Source organism: Cellulomonas sp. NS3 (genome assembly GCF_024757985.1).
In the GTDB taxonomy this organism is placed as follows: Bacteria; Actinomycetota; Actinomycetes; order Actinomycetales; family Cellulomonadaceae; genus Cellulomonas_A.
In genome coordinates this window covers 4,037,845-4,061,669 of record NZ_CP103289.1, presented here as the reverse complement: position 1 = coordinate 4,061,669, position 23,825 = coordinate 4,037,845, and the positions used below count along the sequence as shown (strand labels likewise).

18 protein-coding genes are annotated in these 23,825 nt (G+C 74.2%); 6 read left to right on the top strand and 12 right to left on the bottom strand.

What is annotated here, in order from left to right:
- Positions 1–26: 26 nt before the first annotated feature.
- The 4 genes from NXY84_RS18335 to NXY84_RS18320 form a co-directional block, all read right to left on the bottom strand.
- Positions 27–992 carry a sensor histidine kinase gene (locus tag NXY84_RS18335; protein WP_258724464.1) on the bottom strand — a complete coding sequence of 322 codons (966 nt, stop codon included), beginning with the start codon at positions 990–992 and terminating at the stop codon, positions 27–29.
- 233 nt (positions 993–1,225) lie between these two features.
- The gene (locus NXY84_RS18330) at positions 1,226–2,770 is read right to left on the bottom strand and encodes a UxaA family hydrolase (protein WP_258724463.1); all 1,545 of its coding nucleotides are present in this window, start codon (positions 2,768–2,770) and stop codon (positions 1,226–1,228) included.
- Complete coding sequence (locus tag NXY84_RS18325; protein WP_258724462.1) at positions 2,767–4,092, bottom strand: PmoA family protein; 1,326 nt, start codon at positions 4,090–4,092, stop codon at positions 2,767–2,769. Before NXY84_RS18325 ends, NXY84_RS18330 begins: the two co-directional genes overlap by 4 nt.
- Positions 4,089–5,402 (bottom strand): Gfo/Idh/MocA family protein, encoded by a 1,314-nt coding sequence (locus NXY84_RS18320; RefSeq protein ID WP_258724461.1) that lies wholly within the window; start codon positions 5,400–5,402, stop codon positions 4,089–4,091. Before NXY84_RS18320 ends, NXY84_RS18325 begins: the two co-directional genes overlap by 4 nt.
- A gap of 256 nt (positions 5,403–5,658) precedes the next feature.
- On the opposite strand from NXY84_RS18320, the gene NXY84_RS18315 reads away from it, so the two are divergent.
- The 3 genes from NXY84_RS18315 (at position 5,659) to NXY84_RS18305 (ending at position 8,946) form a co-directional block, all read left to right on the top strand.
- Positions 5,659–6,597, top strand: coding sequence for a carbohydrate ABC transporter permease (locus tag NXY84_RS18315; protein WP_258724460.1), 939 nt, complete (start codon positions 5,659–5,661; stop codon positions 6,595–6,597).
- Positions 6,590–7,528 carry a carbohydrate ABC transporter permease gene (locus NXY84_RS18310; protein ID WP_258724459.1) on the top strand — a complete coding sequence of 313 codons (939 nt, stop codon included), beginning with the start codon at positions 6,590–6,592 and terminating at the stop codon, positions 7,526–7,528. Before NXY84_RS18315 ends, NXY84_RS18310 begins: the two co-directional genes overlap by 8 nt.
- A 74-nt stretch (positions 7,529–7,602) precedes the next feature.
- The gene (locus NXY84_RS18305; RefSeq protein WP_258724458.1) at positions 7,603–8,946 is read left to right on the top strand and encodes an ABC transporter substrate-binding protein; all 1,344 of its coding nucleotides are present in this window, start codon (positions 7,603–7,605) and stop codon (positions 8,944–8,946) included.
- 115 nt (positions 8,947–9,061) lie between these two features.
- On the opposite strand, the gene NXY84_RS18300 is transcribed toward NXY84_RS18305, so the two are convergent.
- Positions 9,062–9,559, bottom strand: a complete 498-nt coding sequence (locus NXY84_RS18300) for an SSI family serine proteinase inhibitor (RefSeq protein ID WP_258724457.1) — start codon at positions 9,557–9,559, stop codon at positions 9,062–9,064.
- A gap of 189 nt (positions 9,560–9,748) precedes the next feature.
- Positions 9,749–10,783, bottom strand: a complete 1,035-nt coding sequence (locus tag NXY84_RS18295; protein ID WP_258724456.1) for a LacI family DNA-binding transcriptional regulator — start codon at positions 10,781–10,783, stop codon at positions 9,749–9,751.
- Between the two features lie 122 nt (positions 10,784–10,905).
- On the opposite strand from NXY84_RS18295, the gene NXY84_RS18290 reads away from it, so the two are divergent.
- The gene (locus NXY84_RS18290) at positions 10,906–11,595 is read left to right on the top strand and encodes a ThuA domain-containing protein (RefSeq protein ID WP_258724455.1); all 690 of its coding nucleotides are present in this window, start codon (positions 10,906–10,908) and stop codon (positions 11,593–11,595) included.
- Between the two features lie 180 nt (positions 11,596–11,775).
- Here NXY84_RS18290 and NXY84_RS18285 read toward each other — a convergent pair whose 3' ends face one another.
- The 4 genes from NXY84_RS18285 to NXY84_RS18270 form a co-directional block, all read right to left on the bottom strand.
- Complete coding sequence (locus tag NXY84_RS18285) at positions 11,776–12,726, bottom strand: NAD-dependent epimerase/dehydratase family protein (protein ID WP_258724454.1); 951 nt, start codon at positions 12,724–12,726, stop codon at positions 11,776–11,778.
- A gap of 163 nt (positions 12,727–12,889) precedes the next feature.
- Positions 12,890–14,407, bottom strand: coding sequence for a glycerol kinase GlpK (gene glpK, locus NXY84_RS18280; protein ID WP_258724452.1), 1,518 nt, complete (start codon positions 14,405–14,407; stop codon positions 12,890–12,892).
- 176 nt (positions 14,408–14,583) lie between these two features.
- Positions 14,584–15,345: an MIP/aquaporin family protein gene (locus NXY84_RS18275; protein WP_258724451.1), complete on the bottom strand. Its 762-nt coding sequence runs from the start codon at positions 15,343–15,345 to the stop codon at positions 14,584–14,586.
- 40 nt (positions 15,346–15,385) lie between these two features.
- On the bottom strand, positions 15,386–17,152 hold the full coding sequence (locus tag NXY84_RS18270) for a glycerol-3-phosphate dehydrogenase/oxidase (protein ID WP_258724450.1): 1,767 nt from the start codon (positions 17,150–17,152) through the stop codon (positions 15,386–15,388).
- Positions 17,153–17,287: 135 nt separating this feature from the next.
- Between NXY84_RS18270 and NXY84_RS18265 the strand changes: the two genes are divergently transcribed.
- A complete protein-coding gene (locus tag NXY84_RS18265; RefSeq protein ID WP_258727272.1) occupies positions 17,288–18,340 on the top strand; it encodes a sugar-binding transcriptional regulator in 1,053 nt (350 codons plus the stop codon).
- Here NXY84_RS18265 and NXY84_RS18260 read toward each other — a convergent pair.
- Together NXY84_RS18260 and NXY84_RS18255 are read right to left on the bottom strand one after the other, a co-directional pair.
- Complete coding sequence (locus tag NXY84_RS18260) at positions 18,264–19,478, bottom strand: MFS transporter (RefSeq protein ID WP_258724449.1); 1,215 nt, start codon at positions 19,476–19,478, stop codon at positions 18,264–18,266. The two genes, NXY84_RS18265 and NXY84_RS18260, sit on opposite strands and share 77 nt — an antisense overlap.
- Before the next feature lie 64 nt (positions 19,479–19,542).
- Positions 19,543–22,956 (bottom strand): EAL domain-containing protein, encoded by a 3,414-nt coding sequence (locus NXY84_RS18255; RefSeq protein ID WP_258724448.1) that lies wholly within the window; start codon positions 22,954–22,956, stop codon positions 19,543–19,545.
- A gap of 263 nt (positions 22,957–23,219) precedes the next feature.
- Between NXY84_RS18255 and NXY84_RS18250 the strand changes: the two genes are divergently transcribed.
- Entirely contained in the window at positions 23,220–23,759 is a 540-nt protein-coding gene (locus tag NXY84_RS18250) for an amino-acid N-acetyltransferase (RefSeq protein ID WP_258724447.1), read from the top strand.
- Positions 23,760–23,825: the final 66 nt, after the last annotated feature.

The following is a 23,825-nucleotide window of genomic DNA, read 5'->3' as shown; positions in this document are numbered from 1 at the left end:
GCCGCCGCCCGGACGGGGCGGTGCGCTCAGCCTCGCGGGGGCGCGACGGGGTCGTCGTCGACGCTGAACGTCACCGTGTAGCCGCCCGGCCCCGTGCGGTGGTGGACGTCGCGCAGGAGCACCTGGACCATCCACATCCCGCCGCGGTCGTACGGGCTGCCGGGCGACGCGGGCAGGAGGCCGACGAGCGGGTGCGGGCCGGGGCCGGTGTCGCTCACCGCGACGGTGACGCGCCCCGGCCGGTCCAGCCAGCCGCGGACCAGCACCGGGGCCCGCCCGTGCGTCCACGCGTTCTCCACGGCCTCGCTCGTGGCCAGGATGACCGTCTCCTGGGCGGTCTCCGGGAGCCCCGCCCGCAGCGCGAGCTCGCGCACCGCACGGCGGGCGTCCGCGGACGACGGGTCGACGAGCGCGAGCGTCGGGGGCGAGGCCTCCGTGGGGTGCGCGGGGACCTCGAAGAAGGTGCCGGCGTGCGTCCCCGCCTCGTCGAAGGCGGCGTTCGGGCCCCCGCTGTGGGCGTCCTCGACGTGCGCGTGCGTCGCCCGCAGGTCCTCGAGCATGCCGGCGTCGAGCGTGCGCTCGTCGTGCGCGCACTTGCCCCACGCCCGGTAGGGCGCGAGGACGACGTTCGCGGCCGCCTCGTACCGGCGCCACTCGTGCCACTGCTCCGGGGTCGTCGCGACGGGCATCTGGTTGACGATCCGGACCGCGGTCCCCTCGCCGTCCAACCGGGCCAGGAGCTGCTGCGCACGGTGCAGGTCGCGACCGGCGAACCGCTCGTGCTCCTGCTCGCGCAGGGCGAGGGCGTCGGTGACCTCGGGCACCGCGGCGAGCAGCGCGTCGACGAGGTCGGGGCGCCCGAGCACGACCGTGCGCTCCCCGGCGGCGGCGCCCGCGCGCAGGAAGGGTGCCATGAGCCGGACGAGGTCCTCGGGCCCGTCGTGCAGGACGAGGTCGTGCCGGAAGGTCTGCTCCGGGTGGGTCGTGATCATGACGGGCCCCGGGCGACGTCCGGCGTGCGGCCGCGACCGGCCGCGGTCGTGGGCATGCGACTGGACACGGGGGCCCCCGCTCGCTCGATGCGTCATCGGACCGAACTGCTCCCATGCTCGCACCGTTCGGGTCCGTCGTCCCTCCGGGGGAGGTGCGGGGCGCGTCCCGCACCTCTACGGGCACCCGTGTGCGGCCCGCGCCGCCTCCGGCACCGGCTCGGTCGCTCAGCGCGTCACGTCACCGTCCCGAGCTGCCACGGCACGAACTCGTCCTGCCCGAGGTCGAGCTCCTCGGAGACGGTCTGCTCGCCGGACGCGACGGCGATGATCTTCTCGAAGATCTCCTCGCCGACCTGATGCACCGTCGCCTCGCCGTCGACGATCCGCCCCGCGTTCAGGTCCATGTCCTCGGACATCCGGTCGTAGGTCTCGGTGTTGGTGCACACCTTGATCGACGGCGTCGGCTTGCACCCGAGCACCGACCCGCGCCCGGTCGTGAACACCACGACGGTCGAGCCGCCCGCGACGATCCCGGTCACGGAGACCGGGTCGTAGCCCGGGGTGTCCATGAACGTGAAGCCCTTCGCGGTCACGGGCTCGGCGTACTCGTAGACGGCCGCCAGCTCGGCGCTGCCCCCCTTGGCGACGGCCCCGAGCGACTTCTCGAGGATCGTCGTGAGCCCGCCGGCCTTGTTGCCGGGGGACGGGTTGTTGTCGAGCGAGCCGCCGCCCTGCGCCGCGTACGTCTGCCACCAGTCGATGCGCCGGAGGAGCGTGCGGCCGACCTCCTCGCTGACCGCACGGCGCGTCAGCAGGTGCTCGGCCCCGAAGACCTCGGGGGTCTCCGCGAGGATCGTGGTGGCGCCGTGCGCGACGAGCAGGTCCGACGCGTAGCCGAGCGCCGGGTTGGCGGTGATGCCCGAGTACCCGTCGCTGCCGCCGCAGTTCATGCCGAGCACGAGCTCGGAGACCGGCGCCGGGGCGCGGCGCAGCGCCTCGATCTCGGGGAGCATGTCCTGGACCGCCTCGACGCCCGCCTTGACGGTCCGGCGGATCCCGCCGGTCTCCTGGATCACGAGCGTGCGCACGGGCTTGTCGGCGGGCAGGTCGAGCCCGTCGAGCAGCGACTGCGCGGGCAGCATCTCGCAGCCGAGCCCGAGCACGAGGACACCCGCCACGTTGGGGTGGTCGGCGTACCCGCGCAGCGTGCGCAGCGTGATCTGCGCGCCCTCGCTCTGCGCGACGAGCCCGCAGCCCGTCGTGTGCGTGAGCGCGACGACCCCGTCGACGTGCGGGTATGCGTCGAGCACCGGGCCGCGGAACTGGTCGGCGATCATGCGCGCGGACGACGCCGAGCAGTTCACCGACGTGAGGATCGCGACGTAGTTGCGCGTCCCGACCCGGCCGTCGGCGCGGTGGTAGCCCTGGAACGTGCGGACAGGCCCCGCCCACGGCGCGGGACGCACGCGCGCGGTGCCGAACTCGTAGTCGCGCGCGACGTCGTCCATGCCGAGGTTGTGCGTGTGCACGTGGTCCCCGACGGCGATGTCGCGGGTCGCGAGGCCGATCGACTGCCCGTACTTGTGCACCTGGCCACCGGCGGGGACGTCGCGGACGGCGAGCTTGTGCCCGCGCGGCACGCTCTGCCGGATCACGAGCGGCGCGCCGTCGTGCCGGATCTCCGTGCCCGACTGCAGGTCGCGGGTCGCCACGGCGACGTCGTCACCGGGCCGCAGGACCAGCGCGCAGTCCGTGAGCTCGGGAAGGGTGGTGCTCATCGGGGCTGCTCCTGGGGGGTCGGTGGGGCGTCGGCGGTGGGTCGGGCACTGCGGGCACTGCGGGCACTGCGGGCACTGCGGGGGCCGACGGACGGGCCCCCGGCGCGCGTGCCCTGCGCCGCCGCGGCGGTCCCGAGGAGCGCGGCGGCGACCTCGCCGTCCGTGAGGCGGCCGTCGGCGACGAGGCACCGCAGCCCGCGGGTGAACGGCTGCCCGGGCTCGACGACCGCGGGGTGCTCCCACGCCCAGGCCGAGCCGAGGCCCGGGTAGTCGGCGACCCGCACGAACCAGGGGTCGTCGGCCGCCTGACCCCGCGCGGGCGCGAGGGCGACCGTGAAGTCGCCGTCCGCGGGGTGCTCGGTCGCTGCTGCCCGGGCCGCCTCACCCGCGGGACCGGGAACGCTGACGAGCCCGTCACCCACGCCGCTCGCCGTGCCGTCCGCGAAGCCCGCGACCTCGATCGCCCCGCCGGCGCCGACGCGCCCGAACCCGTCACGCCCGAACACGCCGCCGAGCGGGATGCCGCTCGCGCTCGTCAGGGGTTCCGGCTCCGCGGCCGGGCGGGACCGCGCCGACCAGGCGACCCACGCCGCGCCCTGCGACGGCCGTGACCCGTGCACGGCCTCCTCGCCGCGGCCCAGGGGCGTGCGCACGTCGACGTCCAGGCACGCGGGCAGCCGCCAGAAGAAGCCGCCGTAGCCGCCGCCGACCCGGCCGTTCGACCCCGGGCTGCCGAGCGCCACGGGCTCGGTGCGCCCGGGCGCGAGCGTGAGGACCGTCGTGAGCTCGAGCTGCCAGCCGGTGCCCGCGGCGAGCGCCCCGGCGGGACCCCAGCGTAGCGTCCGCGTCTCGGTGAGCACCGGCGCGCCCTGCGCATCGAGCCACGTGAGCGCCTCGACGCGCAGGCTCGGCTCCTCGAGGGGCCACGCGTCGTGGCGGACCGCGCCGTGGTCGTGGCGCCACGTGTAGCCGTCGTCCCGCACGTACGTGCGCCCGCCCCAGAGGTTGCTGCCCGCGACGTCCTGCACGCCCACGCCGAGGCCCACGTGCCAGGTGTGGTCGCGCGGGGCCGCGTCGGTCACGACGACGCCGCCCGGGGTCCGCACGGGGTGCAGGTGCGGGCGCGGGGAGTCGAACGCCGGAGCGCCGGTGCCGTCGGCGTACTCCGCCACGACGCGGTCCGCGACCTCGAGCCGGGCGAGCACGCGGTGCTCGCCCCAGGAGGGCGTGGGGTCCCACGGCGGGGCCTTGACGGGCGCGTCGGGTCCGGCGGGGCCGTGCGCGGGGGAGTCGACGGGCTCGTGCACCGCACCGTGCGTCATGCCGCACCCCCGGTCGTCGACGGACGCGTCCACGGCGCCCCGAGCTCGCTGAAGGTCTGCAGCGTCTCGGCGACCTGCGCGCACAGGTCCTCGACGCCGCGGACCACGAGGTGCCGGCCCGCGTCGTCGGTCACGTCGTCGACGTGCGCGGGGTCGATCGCCACGGGGTCGGGGGCGGCGCGGACCGCGTCGAGCACCCGCATGAAGGCCCCGGTCGCGACGAGCGGCGCGTGCAGCGGCACCGCGGGGTCGGCGCGGTGCGCCAGGAGGTTCTCGAGCAGGTCGTCGCGCGCGCACGTCTCGGTGCGCGTGCCGCCCGGCCCGGTGACCTCGAGCACGTCGCGCGTGTAGTGCAGCACGACGCGCCCCTCGGTCCCGTGCACCACGAGGTGCGGCGGCGTCTGCACGGCGGCGCACAGCGTCAGCCCGAGCGCGACCCGCAGCCCGTCCGTCGTGGTGACCCGGACGCTCGACGTGTCGTCGGCCTCGATCGGGTTGGCGCGCGCCAGGTCGAGCTCGACCGAGGCGACGTCGCTCGCCCGCGAGGCGCCGGCGAGCAGCAGCGCGGTCGCGACCGCGTGCGCGAGGGGGTTGGTGACGACGCCGTCGACCACCGCGCGCCCGTCGACCGTGCGCCGCCCGGCCCACCGTGCGCGCGTCCAGTAGGTGTCGGGCCGCACCCACGTCCCGACGCCGCCGACCCCGGTGACGGTCCCGATCTCGCCGCTCGCCACCACCTCGCGGACGCGGGCGACGGCGTGCGACCCGTACGTCTGGAAGCCGACCTGGACGGTCCGGCCGGTGCGCTCCTGCGTCGCGACGAGCCCCTCGAGCTCGGCGAGCGACGCGGTCGGCGGCTTCTCGAGCAGCACGTCGCAGCCGGCCTCGAGCGCGGCGGTCGCGAGCGGTGCGTGCGTGTCGATCGGGGTGCAGAGGATCACGACGTCGGGCGCCCCGGCGGCGAGCAGCGCGGCGAGGTCGGGGTGCCACACGGTGCCGTCGGGCACGTCGTCGACGGACGCGAGGCGCTGCCCGCGCGTCGCGCCCTCGGCGACCTCGGCAGCCGTCGCGAGCGGGTGCGGGTCGACGACGGCGGCGAGCCGGACGGCCCCCGCGTCGGCGAGCGAGCGAACGTGACCAAGATGTGATGTGCCGTGCCCGTGGGTCCCGACCAGGGCCACCGACACCGGTCGCGACGCGGCACGAGCGGCCCCGCCGCCGGGCTCCGGGGCCTCCTGGCGGGGCGTCCCCGCAGGTGGGAACCCGTGCGGGTGCCCGTCGCCGTCGATCATGGGGGCGGTCTCTGGCACGCTCGGCTCCGCTCGCGTCGTCGCTGGTCAGCAGGCTGTCCCCCTGCTCCGGCACCTCTCTGGCACCCGGCTGTGTGGTTGACATCACACATTCCGGACTGGTACCAAACTACTACCAGGAAGCGGAGAGCGCTTTCCACCCTGCTCGGGACATCGATGAGGATCCACCGGGAGTGCGCATGACGAACGTCCAGCACGGCACGACAGGCAGGGACGGGTCCACCACCCGCACCTGCCTCTGCGGGGGGTGGTGACGGTGGCGACCATCACCGAGCTCCGCGCCCTGCGCCGCACCTCGGGACCGGCCTCCGTGGCCCCCGCGGAGCGCGGCGACAACAAGGCAGCGCTCGTCTTCCTCGCGCCCTGGTTCCTCGGCCTCACCGTCATCACCGTGGGCCCGATCCTCGCCTCGCTGTACCTGTCCTTCACGGACTACAACCTGCTCGAGGACCCGAGCTGGATCGGCCTCGAGAACTACCAGCGCATGCTGGAGGACACCCGCCTGCACAACTCGCTGCGCGTGACGTTCACCTACGTGTTCGTGTCGATCCCGCTGCAGCTCGCCGCCGCGCTCGGGCTCGCCCTCGTGCTCGACCGCGGCCTGCGCGGCCTCGCCCTGTACCGGTCGGTCTACTACCTGCCCTCGCTGCTCGGTGGCTCCGTCGCCATCGCGCTGCTGTGGCGCCAGGTCTTCGGCTCCGACGGCCTCATCAACCAGGTGCTGGGGTACTTCGGCATCCAGGGCCAGGGCTGGGTCTCCCACCCCGACTACGCGCTCGGGACGCTCGTCATCCTCAACGTGTGGACGTTCGGTGCCCCGATGGTCATCTTCCTCGCCGGCCTGCGCCAGATCCCCGAGATGTACTACGAGGCGGCGTCGATCGACGGCGCGGGAAAGGTGCGCCAGTTCGTCGCGATCACCGTCCCGCTGCTCAGCCCGATCGTGTTCTTCAACCTCGTGCTGCAGGTCATCCACGCGTTCCAGTCGTTCACGCAGGCGTTCATCGTCAGCGGCGGGACCGGCGGCCCGGTGGACTCCACGATGTTCTACACGCTGTACCTCTACCAGCGCGGTTTCGGTGCGCTCGACATGGGGTACGCGTCCGCGATGGCGTGGCTCCTCCTGGCCATCATCGCCGGCATGACCGCCCTGAACTTCATCGCCTCCAAGTACTGGGTCTTCTACAATGACTGACACCGCGCACCGCCCCGTCGTGCACAACGACCAGCACCGGACGGCCGCGGTCGAGGCCGCCTCCGCCGCTGCCACCGCGACCCGCAAGCGCCGCTCCCCGTGGGTCGGTCACATCAAGACGGCCCTCAAGCACACGGCCCTCGTCGCCTTCGGCTTCGTGATGCTGTACCCGCTGCTGTGGATGATCGCGAGCTCGATCAAGCCGAGCGCGCTGATCTTCCGCGAGCCGGGTCTCATCCCGTCGGCGATCGACCTCAGCAACTACTCGGTCGGCTGGAACGCGCTCACGCACCCGTTCAGCCACTACCTGCTGAACTCGGCGATCCTCGTGCTCGGCGTCCTGCTCGGGAACCTGCTCTCGTGCTCCGCCGCGGCGTACGCGTTCGCGCGGCTCAACTTCAAGGGCCGCAAGTTCTGGTTCGCGATCATGCTCATGTCGATCATGCTGCCGATCCACGTCGTGATCGTGCCGCAGTACGTGCTGTTCTCCGAGCTCGGCTGGATCAACACGTTCCTGCCGATCATCGTGCCGCACCTGCTCGCGACCGACGCGTTCTTCATCTTCCTCATGGTCCAGTTCTTCCGGGGCCTTCCCCGCGAGCTCGACGAGGCCGCGCGGATCGACGGCGCGGGGCACGCCCGGATCTATTTCCAGATCATGCTGCCGCTGTCCACGCCGGCCCTCGCGACGACCGCGATCTTCTCGTTCATCTGGACGTGGAACGACTTCTTCCGGCAGCTCATCTTCCTCACCAAGCCGGACATGTACACGGTGCCGATCGCGCTGCGGAGCTTCATCGACGCCACGGGCGAGAGCTCGTGGGGCCCGATGTTCGCGATGTCGATCGTGTCCCTCGTCCCGCTGTTCCTCGTCTTCCTCTTCGGTCAGAAGTACCTCGTCAAGGGAATCGCCACGACGGGTATCAAGTGACCGCTCGGCTCGGCCCTCGACCGTGCGCGACGGTGCGCACGGAGTACCGCCCTCACCCCCACTGAAGGAGCACGATGTCTCTTCTCACGACCCGCCGCCCGCACCTGCGGCGCAGCGTGCGGCTCGCCGCGGCGCTCGGTGTCGCGGCCCTCGCCCTCACCGCGTGCGGGCAGGGCGAGGCGACGCCGGAAGCCTCCGAGCCCGCCTCGGCCCCCACCGAGACCGGGCCGGTCACCATCCGCTTCTCGTGGTGGGGCTCCGACACCCGCCACCAGCTCACGCAGCGGGTCATCGAGGCGTTCCAGGCGAAGTACCCGAACATCACGGTCCAGGGCGACTTCACCGACTGGGGCGGCTACTGGGACAAGCTCGCGACGTCGATCGCCGCGGACGACGCCCCGGACGTCATCACGCAGGAGGAGCGGTACCTGCGCGACTACGCGACGCGCGGCGTGCTGCTCGACCTGTCGACCGTCGAGGACACGCTCGACCTGTCGAACATCGACCCCTCGGTCGTCGAGTCGGCGTCGTTCGACGACGGCACGTTCGGCGTCCCGACCGGCGTCAACGCGTACGCCGTCTTCGCCGACCCGGCGGCGTTCGAGGCGGCGGGCGTCGAGCTGCCCGACGACAAGACGTGGACGTGGGACGACTACCTCGACATCGCCACGAAGATCACGGCGAGCACCGGCGGGACGATCTACGGCACGCAGGACTACGCGTTCAACGAGCCGGGCTTCTCGATCTACGCGCGTCAGCAGGGCCAGAACCTCTACGACGAGAACGGCGAGGTCGGCTACGACGACGAGCTGCTCGCCGAGTGGTGGCAGCTGTCGGTCGACCTCCGCAAGGCGGGCGGCCAGCCCGACGGCGCGAAGTCGGTCGAGGTCGACGCCGCCGGCCCCGAGGGCTCGCTGCTCGGCACGCAGACGGGAGCCATGGGCGTCTGGTGGACGAACCAGCTCGGCGCCATCTCGACCGCCGCGGGACGTGAGCTCAAGCTGCTGCGCTTCCCGGGCGAGTCGGAGCACGAGCGCACGGGCATGTACTTCAAGCCCGCGATGTACTACTCGATCGCGAAGAGCTCGAAGCACCCGCAGGCCGCGGCGCAGTTCATCGACTTCCTCGTGAACAGCGAGGAGGCCGGCGAGATCCTGCTGTCCGACCGTGGGCTCCCGGCGAACCTCGAGGTCCGCGAGGCCGTGAAGCCCAAGTTCTCGCCCGTCGACCAGCAGGCCGCCGACTTCCTGTCGGACCTGCAGGACGAGATCGTCGACGGCGTCCCGGTCCCGCCCGTCGGGTCGGGCGAGGTCGCCACCATCATCCGTCGCATCAACCAGGAAGTGCTCTTCGACCGGCTCACGCCCGAGCAGGCCGCCGAGCAGTTCACCGCCGAGGTCAAGAACGCGACGAGCTGAGCCCTGAGCAGGGGATGACGACGGCCGGGGTGGACGGTGCACCCCGGCCGTCGCCGTGCGTGCGGTGCGGCGCGGCGGCGGGCGGTGCGGTCCGGCGCGGCGTCCGGACGCCGGGTCAGACGCCCCCGGTGCTGCCGAGGAGGGGAGCCAGCGCGTCCCAGCGGCCGATCTCGCAGCCGTCGGTGCGCGAGAACCGTGCGTTCACCGCTGTGCCGGCGACCGTGCCCTCGACGACCGCCACCTGCGGCCCGCCGAACAGCTGGGTGCACAGGGCGTCGCCCGGCGGCGGGTCGAAGGCGCCGGGGCCGGCGGCGGCGAGGGCCGCGCAGGCAGCCGCCGGGTCCGGGTGGTCGCCGCCCACGGGGTCGCACGTCAGCGTCATGGTCCGGACGTCCCCCGAGCCGGTCTCGTCGAGCACGATCGTGAGCGAGGCGCCGACCGGGGCGGCTGCGGCCGTCGGCGCCTCGGTCGTCGCGCTCGGGGTGGGGGCGGTCGTCTCCCGCCCGGGCGTCGCGGACGGCGACGGTGCGTCGCCCGGCTCGTCCTCGCGCGGGGCGGCGCACCCGACGAGCGTCAGCACGGCGACGACGAGCACGAACGCGTGATTGCGCACGGCGCACCTCCTGGGCCCATCCTGACGCGTCGGTGGCCGCACGGACAGGGCTGACCGGTCTTCCGGGCCCGGAACGCCCCGACGGGCGAGCCTGAGCCGCGCGCCGTGACGGGCGAGCGCCGGCCGGGGCCGTCGCGACGGGCGAGCCCGGGACCGGGCCGCCTCCCCGGCACCGAGCTGCTCGGCCCGTCAGCCCGCGGGCGTGCGCTCCGGCGTCGACGCCCGCAGCACCACGGTGCCCTCGACGTGCACGAGGCGCGGCTCGTCGGCGGGCGCGGCGAGCGCGAGCTGGGTCGCGGCGATCCCGATGTCGACGAGCGGGACGCGGACGGTGGTGAGCGGGGGAGTCACGTCGCGCAGCGTCACGATGTCGTCGAACCCGGCGACCGCGACGTCGCGCGGCACCTCGAGCCCGGCGTCGCGCGCGGCGGCCATCGCCCCGACGGCCATGACGTCGTTGACGGCGAACACCACGTCGACCTGGGCGCCCGAGCCCAGCAGCGTGCGCATGCCCTCGTAGCCGCCGTCGCGCGTGAACGCGCTGCGCACCACGGAGCTCGGCTCGAGCACGAGCCCCAGGTCCGTGAGGGCGTCCGAGAACCCCGCGAGCCGGTCGCGCGCCGTGAGGTGCCCCTCCGGTCCGGCGAGGACCGCGAAGCGCCGGTAGCCGAGCCCGTGCAGGGCCCGCGCGAGCGCCGCCGCGCCGTCGGCGTTGCCGACCACGACGGTGTCGACCTCGAGGATCGGCTGCCCGACGAGCGCGACCGAGCCGCCGCCGCGCCGGTAGTCGGCGAGCGCACGGCGCAGGCGCTGGTTCGCGTCCTCGTCGTCGAGCCGGCCGCCCGCGATGATGATCGCCCGGGCGCGCTGGCGGTGCATGAGCTGCACGAGCTCGGTCTCGCGCGAGGCGTCGTGCTGCGTGCTCGCGAGCGTCACGGCGAGCCCGGCGGTGTCGGCGGCGGTCGTCACGCCCGCCGCGATCGACGAGAAGTACGGGTCGGCGATGTCGTGCACGACGAGGCCGAGCGACGTGGTCCGCCCGCGGGCCATCGCCTGGGCGTTCGCGTCGGGGGAGTACCGGAGCCGCGACGCCGCGGCGAGCACGCGCTCGCGCAGGTCCTCGCGCACGGTCCGGTTCGCGCTGCCGTTGATGGCGCGGGACGCCGTCGCGAGGGAGACGCCTGCCTCGCGGGCGACGTCGCTCAGGGTCACGGGTCCGGCCATGGAGGTCAGGGTAGGGGCAATCCGCGCCGCCGAGCGGGATGCGCCCGCCGTTGCCGGCCCGACGGGCCAGGACGGGCCCGCGAACCACCGCGCCGCCGCGTCCGCGCCCGTAGCCTGGCCGGATGCGGCAGCGTGCGTGGGTCCTGGTCGGCACGGGTCGGTACGAGGACGCCTGGCACGACCTGCCGGCGACGGCCTACCGGGTCGCGCGCGAGCTCACGGCGCTCGACGTCGACGTCGACGTGCGCGGCGTCCGCCCCGGGTCGCTCGAGGCGCTGGCCACCGACGGGCCCGACCTCGTCGTCGTGATGGCCTCCGTGGGGCGCACGGACCCCGAGTTCGACGGGACCGACGCCGACTGGGCGCCCGGGCACCGCGCGCTCGCCGAGCACGTGCGCACGGGCGGGTCGCTCCTCGGGCTGCACGCCGCGGCGATGACGTTCCGCGACAGCCCCGCGTGGGACCACCTGCTCGGCGGCCGCTGGGTCGAGGGCCGCTCGTGGCACCCGCCGATCGAGCGCTGGACCGTCGAGCCCGACGAGACGCACCCCGTGACGGCCGGGCTCAAGCCGTTCGAGCTGCACGACGAGCGGTACACCGACCTCGAGGTCGCCGACGGCGTGCAGCCGCTCGTCTGGTTCGCCGCCGACGGGCTGCGCCAGCCGGTCGCGTGGGCGCGTGAGGGCGTGCCGGAGGTGGGGCGCGGGCGGGTCGTCTACGACGCGCTCGGGCACGGCGTCGAGTCCTACGAGTCGCACGGGCGGCGGGGGCTGCTCGCGCGCGAGCTCCGCTGGCTGCTGCGCCGCGGCTGACCGCACCGCCGCCCCGGCGGGGACGGCTGCGCCCCGCGGCCCGGTGCGGACGGCTGCGCCCCGCGGCCCGGTGCGGACGGCTGCGCCCCGCGGCCCGGTGCGGACGGCTGCGCCCCGCGGCCCGGTGCGGACGGCTGCGCCCCGCGGCCCGGTGCGGGCGGCGGGGCGCAGGAGCGTCCGTCAGATCTGCGGGTCGATCGCCTCGTCGTCCCGGCGGCGGGCCTCGTCGTCCGCCCGCTCGTGGCGTGCGTCGTCGTCCCGCGCGTCCTCGCGCGCCCCGCCGGAGGCGCCCGGCTGGTCGCGCCACGAGTGCTCCGGGACGTACCCGAGCAGCTCGCGTGCGGCGTCGATCGACAGCAGCGTCTCGTTGCCGCTGACGTCGCGGCGGCGCTCGACGTCGGGGAACACCTCGTCGAGCAGCTCGGCCGAGGGCCGGTCCATGATCGTGTCCGCCGCGGCGACGATGACGTTGTGCGAGCCGGTCGTCGTGGTCTCGAGCGCGCGGCGCACGGCCTGCGCGACGTCGCGCGCGTCGACGTAGCCCCAGAGGTTCCACCGGCGCGCCTGCGCGTCGTCCTGGAAACCGGGCACGCGCGCGTAGTCCTCGGGCCGGAAGATGTTCGAGATCCGGAGGCCCACGAACGGGATGCCGGTGAGCGTGGAGATGTGCTTCGCGGTCTCCTCGCCGAGCACCTTCGACAGCGCGTACGTCGTCGTAGGGTGCGGGAAGTGCGCCTCGTCGACGGGGACGTACTGCGGACCGTTCGCGAACGGCAGCCCGAGGGTCGTCTCGCTCGACGCCCACACGACCTTGCGGACGCCGAGCCGCGCGGCGGCGAGGAACACGTTGGTGTTCATCGTCGTGTTGCGGTTGATCGTCTCGGGCGGGGTCGAGCGGCCGGGTGCGGGGATGTTCGCCAGGTGCACGACCATCTGGGCGCCCGCGAGCGCCTCGATGGCCTGCCCGTAGTCGGTGAGGTCGGCGTGCACCAGCGGGGTGCCGAGGTCGCCCTCGTCCCCGGGGACGCCGACGACGTCGGTGGCCAGGACGGTGTACCCGTGGGCGAGGAGGTCCGCGACGACGGCACGGCCCGCCTTGCCGCACGCTCCGGTGACAGCAACGGTGGTCATGAGCGTGATCCTGTCATCGGGCGGCGGCGCGCGCCGGGCCTGAGCGGATGAACTGTGCGCACCGGGCAGGCGCGCCCCCGCGTGGGGAGCGGCCTGCCCGGCGCGTACGGCCCCCTCGTCGGGGTGCCCCTGCGGGTCGGATCGGGTCGGCGGTCGGCGCGGATCAGCGCACGTCGTCGTCCACCCAGTCGAACGTGCGCGTCACGGCCTTCTTCCAGAGGCGGTACTGCCGGTCGCGCTCGCCCGACTCGAGCGACGGCTCCCAGCGCTTGTCCTCGGCCCAGTTGTCGATCACGTCCTGCTCGCCGGACCAGAACCCCACGGCGATGCCCGCGGCGTACGCGGCACCCAGCGCAGTCGTCTCGGCGACCTTCGGGCGGATGACGGGGACGCCGAGGACGTCGGCCTGGAACTGCATGAGCAGCTCGTTGCCGGTCATGCCGCCGTCGACCTTGAGCTCGGTCAGCGCGACGCCCGAGTCGGCGTTCATCGCGTCGAGCACCTCGCGCGTCTGGAAGGCCGTGGCCTCCAGGGCGGCGCGCGCGACGTGGTTGCGGTTGACGAACCGCGTGAGCCCGACGAGCGCGCCGCGCGCGTCCGAGCGCCAGTACGGCGCGAACAGCCCCGAGAACGCCGGCACGAAGTACGCGCCGCCGTTGTCCTCGACCTTGCCGGCCAGGTACTCGATGTCGGGGGAGTCGGCGAACAGGCCCAGGTTGTCGCGCAGCCACTGCACGAGCGAGCCGGTCACCGCGATCGAGCCCTCGAGCGCGTAGATCGGGTCCGCGGAGCCGATCTTGTAGGCGACCGTGGTGAGCAGCCCGTTCTTCGACAGGATCGGCTCGGTGCCGGTGTTGAGCAGCATGAAGTTGCCCGTGCCGTACGTGTTCTTCGCGTTGCCGACCTCGAAGCACGCCTGGCCGAACGTCGCGGCCTGCTGGTCGCCGAGGATCCCGGCGATCGGCACGCCCGGGACCATGCCGCCCTGGCGCCCCTGCCCGTACACTTCGGACGACGAGCGGATCTCGGGGAGCATCGACATGGGGATGCCCATCTCGGCGGCGATCTCCTCGTTCCACGTGAGCGTGTCGAGGTTCATGAGCATCGTGCGCGACGCGTTCGTGACGTCGGTGACGTGCACGCCGCCGTCGACGCCGCCGGTCATGTTCCACAGCACCCACGAGTCGGTGTTGCCGAACAGCAGGTCGCCGCGCTCGGCGCGCTCGCGGGCGCCCTCGACGTTGTCGAGGATCCAGCGGATCTTCGGGCCGGAGAAGTACGTCGCGAGCGGCAGGCCCACCCTGTCCTTGTAGCGGTCCGCGCCGCCGCCGAGCGCCCCCAGCTCGTCGGCGATCTTCTGCGTGCGGGTGTCCTGCCAGACGATCGCGTTGTACACGGGCTCGCCGGTCGTGCGGTCCCAGACGAGTGCCGTCTCGCGCTGGTTCGTGATGCCGACCGCGGCGACGTCGCTGTGCGTCTTGTTCGCACGGGTGAGCGCGAGGCCGACGACCTCGCGGGTGTTGGCCCAGATCTCGGTGGCGTCGTGCTCGACCCAGCCGGCCCTCGGGAAGATCTGCGCGTGCTCCTTCTGACCGGTGGCGACGATCTGGCCGGAGTGGTCGAACAGGATCGCGCGCGTGCTCGTGGTGCCCTGGTCGATCGCGAGGACGTAGTCAGCCATGCGGAGGAACCTCTCTCGGGTGGTGCGAGCTGGTGGGGCTCGACGGGGGTGCGACGGCGAGGCGTCGGCGGGGGGCGGAGCGCCCGGAGCGGGGCCCGTGCGCCGTTGCGCGGGTCCCGCGTCCGGGGGTCCTGTCGGTCGGTGGGGTGGGGGTGAGTGGTGGGGCTGGGGGTGGGTCAGAGGTAGATCGAGCCCGCGAGACCGCCGAGCGCGCCGCCGACGAGCGGGCCGAGGATCGGCACCCACGCGTACGACCAGTCGCTCGAGCCCTTGCCGCGGATCGGCAGCACCGCGTGGGCGATGCGGGGGCCGAGGTCGCGCGCCGGGTTGATCGCGTAGCCGGTGGGACCACCGAGCGACGCGCCGATGCCGACGACGACGAGCGCGACCGCGAGAGGACCGAGGCCCGACGGCGTCATGCCGGCGCCGACGACCCAGAACACCAGCACGAACGTCGCGATGACCTCGGTGACGAAGTTCCAGGAGTACGAGCGGACCGCCGGGCCGGTCGAGAAGACCGCGAGCTTGGTCGCCGGGTCGGCGTCCTCGTCGAAGTGCTTCTTGTAGGCCAGGTACGCGAGGACCGCGCCGAGGAACGCACCGAGCAGCTCGGCACCGAAGTAGACGAGCAGGTTCGCGAACGTCGGGTCGACGGTGGCCATCGTCTCGCCGTCGACCGTGCGGCTCGCGAACGGCTCCTGCGCGACGAACAACCCGAGCGTGACGGCCGGGTTGAGGTGCGCGCCCGAGCGGAACGCCGCGTACACGCCGACGAAGACCGCGAGGCCCCAGCCGAAGTTGATCAGCAGCCAGCCGCCGTCGAACCCTTTGGAGCGAGGCAGGATCGCGTTCGCGACCACCCCCGCGCCGAGGAGGATCAGGAGGCCGGTACCGACGACCTCGGAGAGAAAGACCTGCAGAGTGGTGACGGAGCCCATCCTTGCGCCCCTTCCTGTAGGAGTGAGACCGCCTCAGCGGTCAGGAACCGGCGGGCACCTGCCCGCCGGAGATCGGGACGAGCGGGGCGATGTCCGCGGCGCGCAGGCGCTCGCGGACCGCGGACTCGTCGTCGGGCAGCGCTGCCGCGGCCTCCTCGGCCGCGGCGCGCTCGCGGTACCCGGCGAGCTCGGCGGCGCGCTGCGCGTCGCTCCACCCGAGGACCGGCGCGATGAGGTCGACGATGTGCTCGAGCGCGGCGACGCCCTTGTCCGCGACCTCGTAGTTGAGGCGCGTGCGGTGCATCATCACGTCGTCGAGGTGCAGCGCACCCTCGTGGCTGACCGAGTAGACGACCTCCGCGCCGATGTACGCCTCGGCGCCCGGCACCGGGTCGCCGAGCGAGGGGTCGGCGTCGACGAGGTCGAGCAGCTCCCCGAGCAGCGACCCGTACCGGTGCAGCAGGTGGTCCATGCGCCCGCGGTCCCAGCCGTACTTCTGCCCGATGGCCCGGGACCGGCGCTGCAGGACCGCGAGCCCCTCGGCACCGACGAGCGGGAGCTCGTGCGTGATGGACGGCAGGCTCGTCGCCCGCGACCCGATCGCGAAGTCGACCGCGTCCTTCGCCATGACCCGGTACGTCGTGAGCTTGCCGCCCGCGATGACCGTCAGGCCCGGCGTCGGGGACGCGACGGTGTGCTCGCGCGAGACCTTCGCCGACGAGGTGCCGGCCTTGGTGCCGGGCTGCAGCAGCGGGCGCAGGCCGGCCCAGGTGCCGATGACGTCCTCGCGCGTGATGGGCCGGGACAGCACCTCGTTGGCGTGCTCGATGACGTAGTCGATGTCGGCGGACGTCGCGACAGGGTGCACGAGGTCCTGCTCCCACGGGGTGTCCGTCGTCCCGATGACCCAGTACCGCGACCACGGGATGATGAACAGGACCGACTTCTCGGTCTGCAGGATCAGCCCGGTGTCGCCCGCGATGCGGCTGCGCGGCACGACGATGTGGATGCCCTTGCTCGCGAGCACGCGCAGGCCGCCCTCGGTCTGCGCGAGGGACTCGGTCTCCTCGGTCCACACGCCCGTCGCGTTGATGACGTGGCGCGCCCGCACGTCGAGGTGGTCACCCGTCTCGAGATCGACGAGCTCGGCGCCCGTGACGGCGCCGCCCGACGTGGTCTGGAGCCCGACGACCTGCGTGCGGGACGCGGCGTGCGCGCCGTACGAGACGGCCGTGCGGATGATCGTCGAGGTCAGGCGCGCGTCGTCGACGCTCGCGTCCCAGTACCGCACCGCGCCGATCGCGGCGTCGTGGCGCAGGTCGGGGAACAGGCGCTCCATGCCCTTGCGGGTCAGGTGGCGGTGCATCGGCAGCGCGCGCTTGGTGCCGTAGACCGACGCGAGCGTGTCGTAGAGGGCGACGCCGGCGCCGACGTACGCGCGTTCCCAGACGCGGTTCTCGAGCGGGTACAGGAAGCTCACGGGCTTCACGAGGTGCGGCGCGAGGTGGTTGATCAGGAGGTCGCGCTCCGTGAGGGCCTCGCGGACGAGGTGGAAGTCGAGCATCTGCAGGTAGCGCAGGCCGCCGTGCACGAGCTTGCTCGACCGGCTCGACGTGCCGCTGGCCCAGTCCTGGGCCTCGACGACCGCGGTCGACAGGCCGCGGGAGACGGCGTCGAGCGCGATGCCGGCCCCGGTCACGCCGCCGCCGACGACGAGCACGTCGAGCTCCTGGCCGGGTTCCGTGGTGCTCCGCAGGGCGTCGAGCGCGTCGCTCCGGAGCCGTGCCGTCAGTGCTGCAGTCCTCATCGTGCGTCCGACCCCCGGGGTGCTGGTGCGTTCCGTACGTGCTGGTCCGTGCATGGACGCGGACCGTCCGGGAGGTTCCCCCGGCCTCGGTCCGCTCGTTATCGTCGTCATGTGACGAACGAACGCGCAACCGGGATGCACGAACGTGCACAGATCGGCGGACACGGCGAGCCCTTGGGGGACAGCGGGGACGCGCTCGACCGTGAGCAGGACGTGCTGCGGGCCGCGTCGATGTACTACCTGCAGGACCTCAAGATGGAGGTGATCGCGCGCCATCTCGGCACCTCGCGCTCGACGGTCTCGCGCCTCCTCAAGCGCGCCCGCGCGACCGGGCTCGTCGAGATCACGCTGCGCCCCGCGAGCACGCGTGCACCGGGGCTCGGCCGGACGATCGCCGCGACGTTCGGGGTCGACGCCTACGTCGTGCCCGTCCCCGACCAGGCGAGCCACGTCGAGCGGCTCGACCAGGTCGCCCTCACGACCGCGCGCCTGCTCGGCTCGTGGTTCGACTCCGACATGGTGCTCGGCGTCGCGTGGGGCACGACGCTCGCCGCGGTGTCCCGGCGCCTCGTCCCCAAGCCCACCCGGGGCAGCGCCGTCGTGCAGCTCAACGGGGCCGCGAACACGCGCACGTCCGGTGTCGAGTACGCGAGCGACCTCATCTCGAGCTTCGGGTCCGCGTTCGGGGCGACCGTGCACCACTTCTCGGTGCCCGCGTTCTTCGACTACCCCGACACCAAGCAGGCGATGTGGCGCGAGCGGTCCGTGCGGCGCGTGCTCGACGTGCAGGCGCGCGCCGACGTCGCGGTGTTCTCCGTCGGCGCGGTCGCCGGGGCCGTGCCCAGCCACGTGTACTCCGCGGGCTACCTGGAGGACGGCGACATCGAGGTGCTGCACCGCGAGGGCGTCGTCGGGGACGTGTGCACGGTGTTCCTGCGCGCCGACGGGACGTGGGAGGACGTGCCGCTGAACGCGCGGGCGACCGGGCCGACCCCCGTCGAGCTGCAGCGCGTCCCGCGGCGCGTGTGCGTCGCCGCGGGGGACAACAAGGTCGTCCCGCTGCTGGCCGCGATCCGCGCGGGCGCCGTGACCGACCTCGTGGTCGACGAGCTCACCGCGACGGCGCTGCTCGCAGCATCCGCCCCAGGGGCCAGGTCGCCGTCAGGGCGACCGCGCACGCGACGCTGAGCCCGACGAGCCCCGGCGTGAACGACCCCGTGAGGTCCTTGGTCCAGCCGAGCGCCCACGAGAACGTCACCGCACCGAGGCACGCGCAGCCGTTCGACACCCCCGTGAGCAGCCCCGCGCGCGCGGGGCCGAGCACCCGGACCGGGATCGAGAAGAGCGGCCCGAAGTAGAGCTGCATGACGACGTGCGCGACGAGCACGCACGCGACCGTCACGGTCAGGCCGTCGGCTCCCGCGAGCACCGCCAGGGCGGCGCCGAGCACGACGAGCGACCCGCCCACGACGGTCGCCGGGCGCCCGGTCCGGTCGGCGAGCACCCCGCCGAGGTAGTTCATCGGCGCCATGAGCAGCCCGCCGACGCCCATCACGACCCCCGCGGTGCGCAGCGTCGCGCCGCGCTCCTCGACGAGCAGCGTCGGCAGCCAGAACGTCAGGGTGTTGACGACCCCGAACCGCACGAGCTGCACCACGCCGGCGACCCACAGCACCGGGTGGCGCAGCACGTCGCGCGCCCCCGCGCCGCCCGGCGCCGGCCTCGCCTGCGGTGCGCCGGCGTCGCGCAGCACGCCGTAGACCACCGCGAGCACGAGCCCCGCCGCGCCGAACAGCGCGAGCACGCCCCGCCACCCGAGCGGCCCGACGAGCAGCGGCCCGACGGCGCCGAGCAGCACGTTCCCGGACACGCCGCCGATCGCGAAGACCCCGAGCGCGGTCGACCGGCGCTCGGCCGCGAACAACCCCGTGATCAGCACCATGCCCGGGATGAAGACGAGCGCCCGCAGCGCCCCCGAGACCGCCTGGTCCACGACGAGGAACGCGTACGACGGCGCGACCGCGATCCCGAGCGTGCACAGGTTCACGCCGACCGTGCCCACGACGAACAGCCGGCGTGCCCCCAGCACGTCCGCGAGGTGACCCGCCGGGACCTGCATGAGCGCGTACGTGATCATCGCCGCCGCCGCGATGCCGCCCGCCTGGGTGAACCCGATGCCGAGGTCCGCACGGATCAGCGGCAGGAACAGGCCGACCGCGCCGAGCGCGAGCCCCGCGGTGCTCTGGCCCGCGACCAGCAGCGCGATCGCCGCGGCGCGGCGCCGACCGGGGGCGGTGACCGCGGGCTCGTCGGCGCGCGCGGTCATCGGGGCATCACGGGGACATCATCGCCGAGCCGTCGCGACCCGGCGCGGCCGCGTCACGACCCGGTCAGACCCGCGTCGCGTCCGGCACCCGGGCAGCCCCGACCGCGGCGGCCGGCGCGCCGAGCAGAGCGCCCGCCGCGTCGCCGGGCAGCGCGCTCGCGTACAACCAGCCCTGCGCGCCCGTGCACCCCATCGCCCGCAGGATCTCCGCCTGCTCCTCCGTCTCGACGCACTCCGCGATGACCTCGAGCCCGAGGACGCGGCCCATGTCGAGGATCACGCGCACCAGGTCCCGCGTCGCGGGCGTGCTCGCCAGCTCCCGGACGAAGGAGCCGTCGACCTTCATCGCGTGCACCGGGAGCGTCCGCAGCGCGGTGAGCGAGGACTGCCCGGTGCCGAAGTCGTCGATGTGCAGCCCGACCCCGAGGGCGTCGAGGGCCTCGAGCAGGTCGCGCGCCTCGCCGGGCCGCGAGATCACCACCGACTCGGTGATCTCGAGCACGAGGTGCCCGGCCGGCACGCCGTGCCGCGCGAGCGCGTCCCGGACGGCCGCGACGAGGTCCGGCGCCCAGAACTCGCGGTGCGAGAGGTTCACCGCGACGGTCACGGGCAGGCCGCGGTCCGCGCGCCACTGCGCGACCTGCCGGCACACCTCGTCGAGCACGAGGCGACCGAGCTGCACGACCGAGCCGTCGTCCTCCATCACGGGCAGGAACGCGCCCGGCAGCAGCAGGCCCCGCTCCGGGTGCTCCCACCGGACGAGGGCCTCGAACGACTCGACCCCCGAGCCGTCGAGCGCGACGACGGGCTGGTAGTGCACGACGAACTCCCCGCGCGCGAGGGCGCCGCGCAGCTCCCCGCGCACCTGCAGCCGGCCCGTCGCGCGCACGTGCATGTCGGGGTCGAAGACCGACGCGGAGCCGCGGTGCGTGCCCTTCGCGTGGTACATCGCGGCGTCGGCGTCGCGCAGGACGTCGTCGGCGGTGCGGTAGCCGGAGGAGGACGTCGCGACCCCGACGCTCGCGGTCACGGCGACCACCTGACCGCCGAGCGGGACGGGCTCGGCGAGCCGGTCCTGGAGCCGCCGCGCCACCACGAGGACGTCCTCGGGCACGGGGTCGACGAGCAGCACCGCGAACTCGTCGCCCCCGAAGCGCGCGGCGGTGTCGAGCGGGCGCAGCGCCACGCGGAGCCGGTCGGCGACGACACGGAGCAGCTCGTCGCCCGCGAGGTGGCCCAGCGAGTCGTTCACGAGCTTGAACCCGTCGAGGTCGAAGAACAGCACCGCGAACCCTGCCGTGTCCTCGCGGTCGCGCCGGTCCTGGTGCCGCAGCGCGGCGTCGAGCCGGTCGACGAACAGGCGGCGGTTCGGCAGCCCGGTGACGTTGTCGTAGAGGGCCTCCTGGCGCAGCTGCTCCTCGAGGTCCCTGCGCGTCTGGATGTCGGAGACCGAGCCGACGACGCGCTGCACCACGCCGTCCGACGCGACCGCGAGGCAGCGCGTGAGCACCCAGCGCGTCGTGCCGTCCGCGCCCGCGACGCGGTACTCGACCTCGACCGGGACGCCCGGCTCCGCGACCGCGTGCGCGAGCTCGGCCGCCACCCGGTCCGTGTCGAGGGGGTGCGCGAGGGCGACCCACGTCTCGAGCGTGACGGAGGCGTCGTCGGCGACGCCCAGCAGCTCGCGGCACCGCTCGGACACGTAGACGTGCCCGTCGCCGGCCTCCCACTCCCAGAGCCCGTCCTTCGCGGCGGTCGCGGCGAGCGAGTACCGCTCCTCGCTGCGCCCGAGGTGCTCGAGGAGCGCCTTCTGCTTGAGCGCGACGCCGAGCACCGCGGCCCAGTGGTTGTGGGTCGTCGCCCAGTGCGCGTACGTCGCGGGGTCCGAGCGCGAGCCCCGCTCGCACGTGCCGAGCACGCAGAGGAAGCCGTGGTCGCCGTTCACGCCGCGGACCGGGACGACGTACAGCACGTCGCCGACGCCCGCATCGGCCTGCTCGACGAGCGCCCGCGGCGGGAACTCCTCGATCCGCGTCGTGCCGGAGGGCGCCTCGTCGAGCCGCCCGTCGGGGTCGAAGACGCCGGTGACGCGCAGCACGCCGTCCGCCGGGTCGCCGTCCCACAGGGCCAGGCACGCGACCCGGGCCGACGCCTTGCTCAGCCACCCGAGCCGTTCCGGGTCGCCGGAGGACGTGCTCAGGACCTCGATGCCGACGTCGTACTGCTCGACGATCGACGACGCGAGCCGCTCGGTGCGCTCGAGCGACACGCCGCGCTCGTGGTCGCGCAGGGCGATCATCGTGCGGGCCGCCACGCGGCGCAGCAGCCCGGCGGCCGGGTCGCCCCGTCCCGCGGCGTCCGACGCGAGCACGGCGAAGCGGTCGACGACCGCCTCGGTGAAGCTCAGCATCGCCTCCGGCGGCGGCGGCGACGGGTACAGCCGCGCGACGGTCGAGGCGAGCACGCCGTCGAGGGCCGCGAGCGCGCCGGTCGCGTCGTCGCCGGTCGTGTCGTCGCGGGTCACGGCGTCCTGCGCCGCGTCCGCTCCGGCGGCCTGCCCGGCGTCCGGTCCGGCGGGCCGTGCGAGGTGCCGCACGACGGCGGCGACGAGCTCGTCCGCGTCGTCGACCCCGAGGGCAGCCGACCCGCCCGCGCCCGCGGGGCAGCCGCACGTCGCGCGGGCCACGAACGTCGACGCGACGACGTGCATCCCGTGGTCCGGCTCCCCGCGCAGCTCCGCGAGCAGGAGCTCCGCCGCCCGGGTGCCGAGCGTGCCGATGGCCTGGTGGACCGTCGTCAGGGGCGGGTCGTGCCACCAGCCCTCCTCGACGTCGTCGTACCCGACGACCGCGAGGTCCTCCGGGATCCGCACCCCGCGCTCGCGCAGGACAGCAGCGAGGCCCAGGGCGATGCGGTCCGTCCCCGTGACCACCGCGGTCACCCCGGACGCCAGGACCGCGTCGGCCGCGAGGCGCCCGCCGGCCTCGACGTGGTCGACCGTCGTGATCAGGGTCGCCTCGTCGAGCCCGTGCTCCGCGACCCCGGCGCGGTACCCCTCGTGCCGCGCGTTCGTGTCCGACTGCGAGAGGTTGCCGACGAACGCGATCCGCCGGTGGCCGTGCGCGGCGAGGTGGCCCACCGCGCCTCGCACGACGTCCCGGTTGTCGGCGACGACCTGCGCCGCGTCGAGGTCGATCTCGCTGCCGACGGTGACGACGGGCGTGCCCGACGCGATCGCGGACCGGAGCGACGACGCGCTCGCGGCCTGCGCGATCGCCACGATCCCGTCGAAGGACTCCCAGCCGATGTGGGGGACGTCCGGGGCCGGCGGCAGCTTCTGCCGCGAGCGGCCCGCGTCGATGGTCTGGACGAGCGTCACGTGCCCGCCCGCCGCGGCGACCGCCCGCGTCACGTTGGCCACGACGTCGCCGTAGTAGAACCCCCCGGTGATGGGCGTCAGCACACCGACGTGGATCATGGCGACCTCTGTGCGCTCGGCGGGGGCAGCCGGACGGCGACGTCCGGCGGCGCGGGGCACTGCACCCCGCACATCGGCACGTCGTCGCCCGACGTGAGGCGTCGGGGGCGTCGCCGACGGAGCCGCGGGTCCGTCCCGCGGGCGCGCCGACTGCCCAGCCGTCGGGCGGGCCGGCGCGCCGCCGGCCGCCGGGCGGGCCGGTGCGCCGCCGGTCGGGCAGCCGCCGGTCGGGCCACCCGGCGCGGCGTCGGTAGGTTGGGCGCGTGACCGAGCCTGCCCTCCGCGTGCGCCCCGCACGCCCCGCCGACGTCCGGGCCATCCGTGACCTCGTCGAGCCGTACGCGTCCGAGCGGATCCTCCTGGCCAAGGAGTGGGTCGGGTACTACGAGGCCGTGCAGGAGTTCGTCGTGGCGGAGGCGGCCGCGCCCGCGGGGACGGCGCCCGGGGAGCCGGCCGCCGTCGTCGGGTGCGGCGCGCTGCACGTCATGTGGCAGGACCTCGCCGAGATCCGCACGCTCGCCGTCGACCGGTCGTGGCGCGGGCGGGGGGTCGGGCACGCGCTGCTCGACGCTCTCGTCGAGCGGGCCCGCGACCTCGGGCTGCGGCGGCTGTTCTGCCTGACCTTCGAGGTCGACTTCTTCGCGGCGCACGGCTTCCACGTGATCGACGGGACGCCCGTGACGCCCGACGTCTACGCCGAGCTGCTCCGCTCCCACGACGACGGCGTCGCCGAGTTCCTCGACCTCGCGCGGGTCAAGCCGAACACGCTCGGCAACACGCGGATGCTGGTCGAGCTCGACTGAGGCGCCAGGGCGTCCGCGCCGCACGGACGTACGCTCGCGGACCGGTGACGCGTCGCCGTCCCGGCC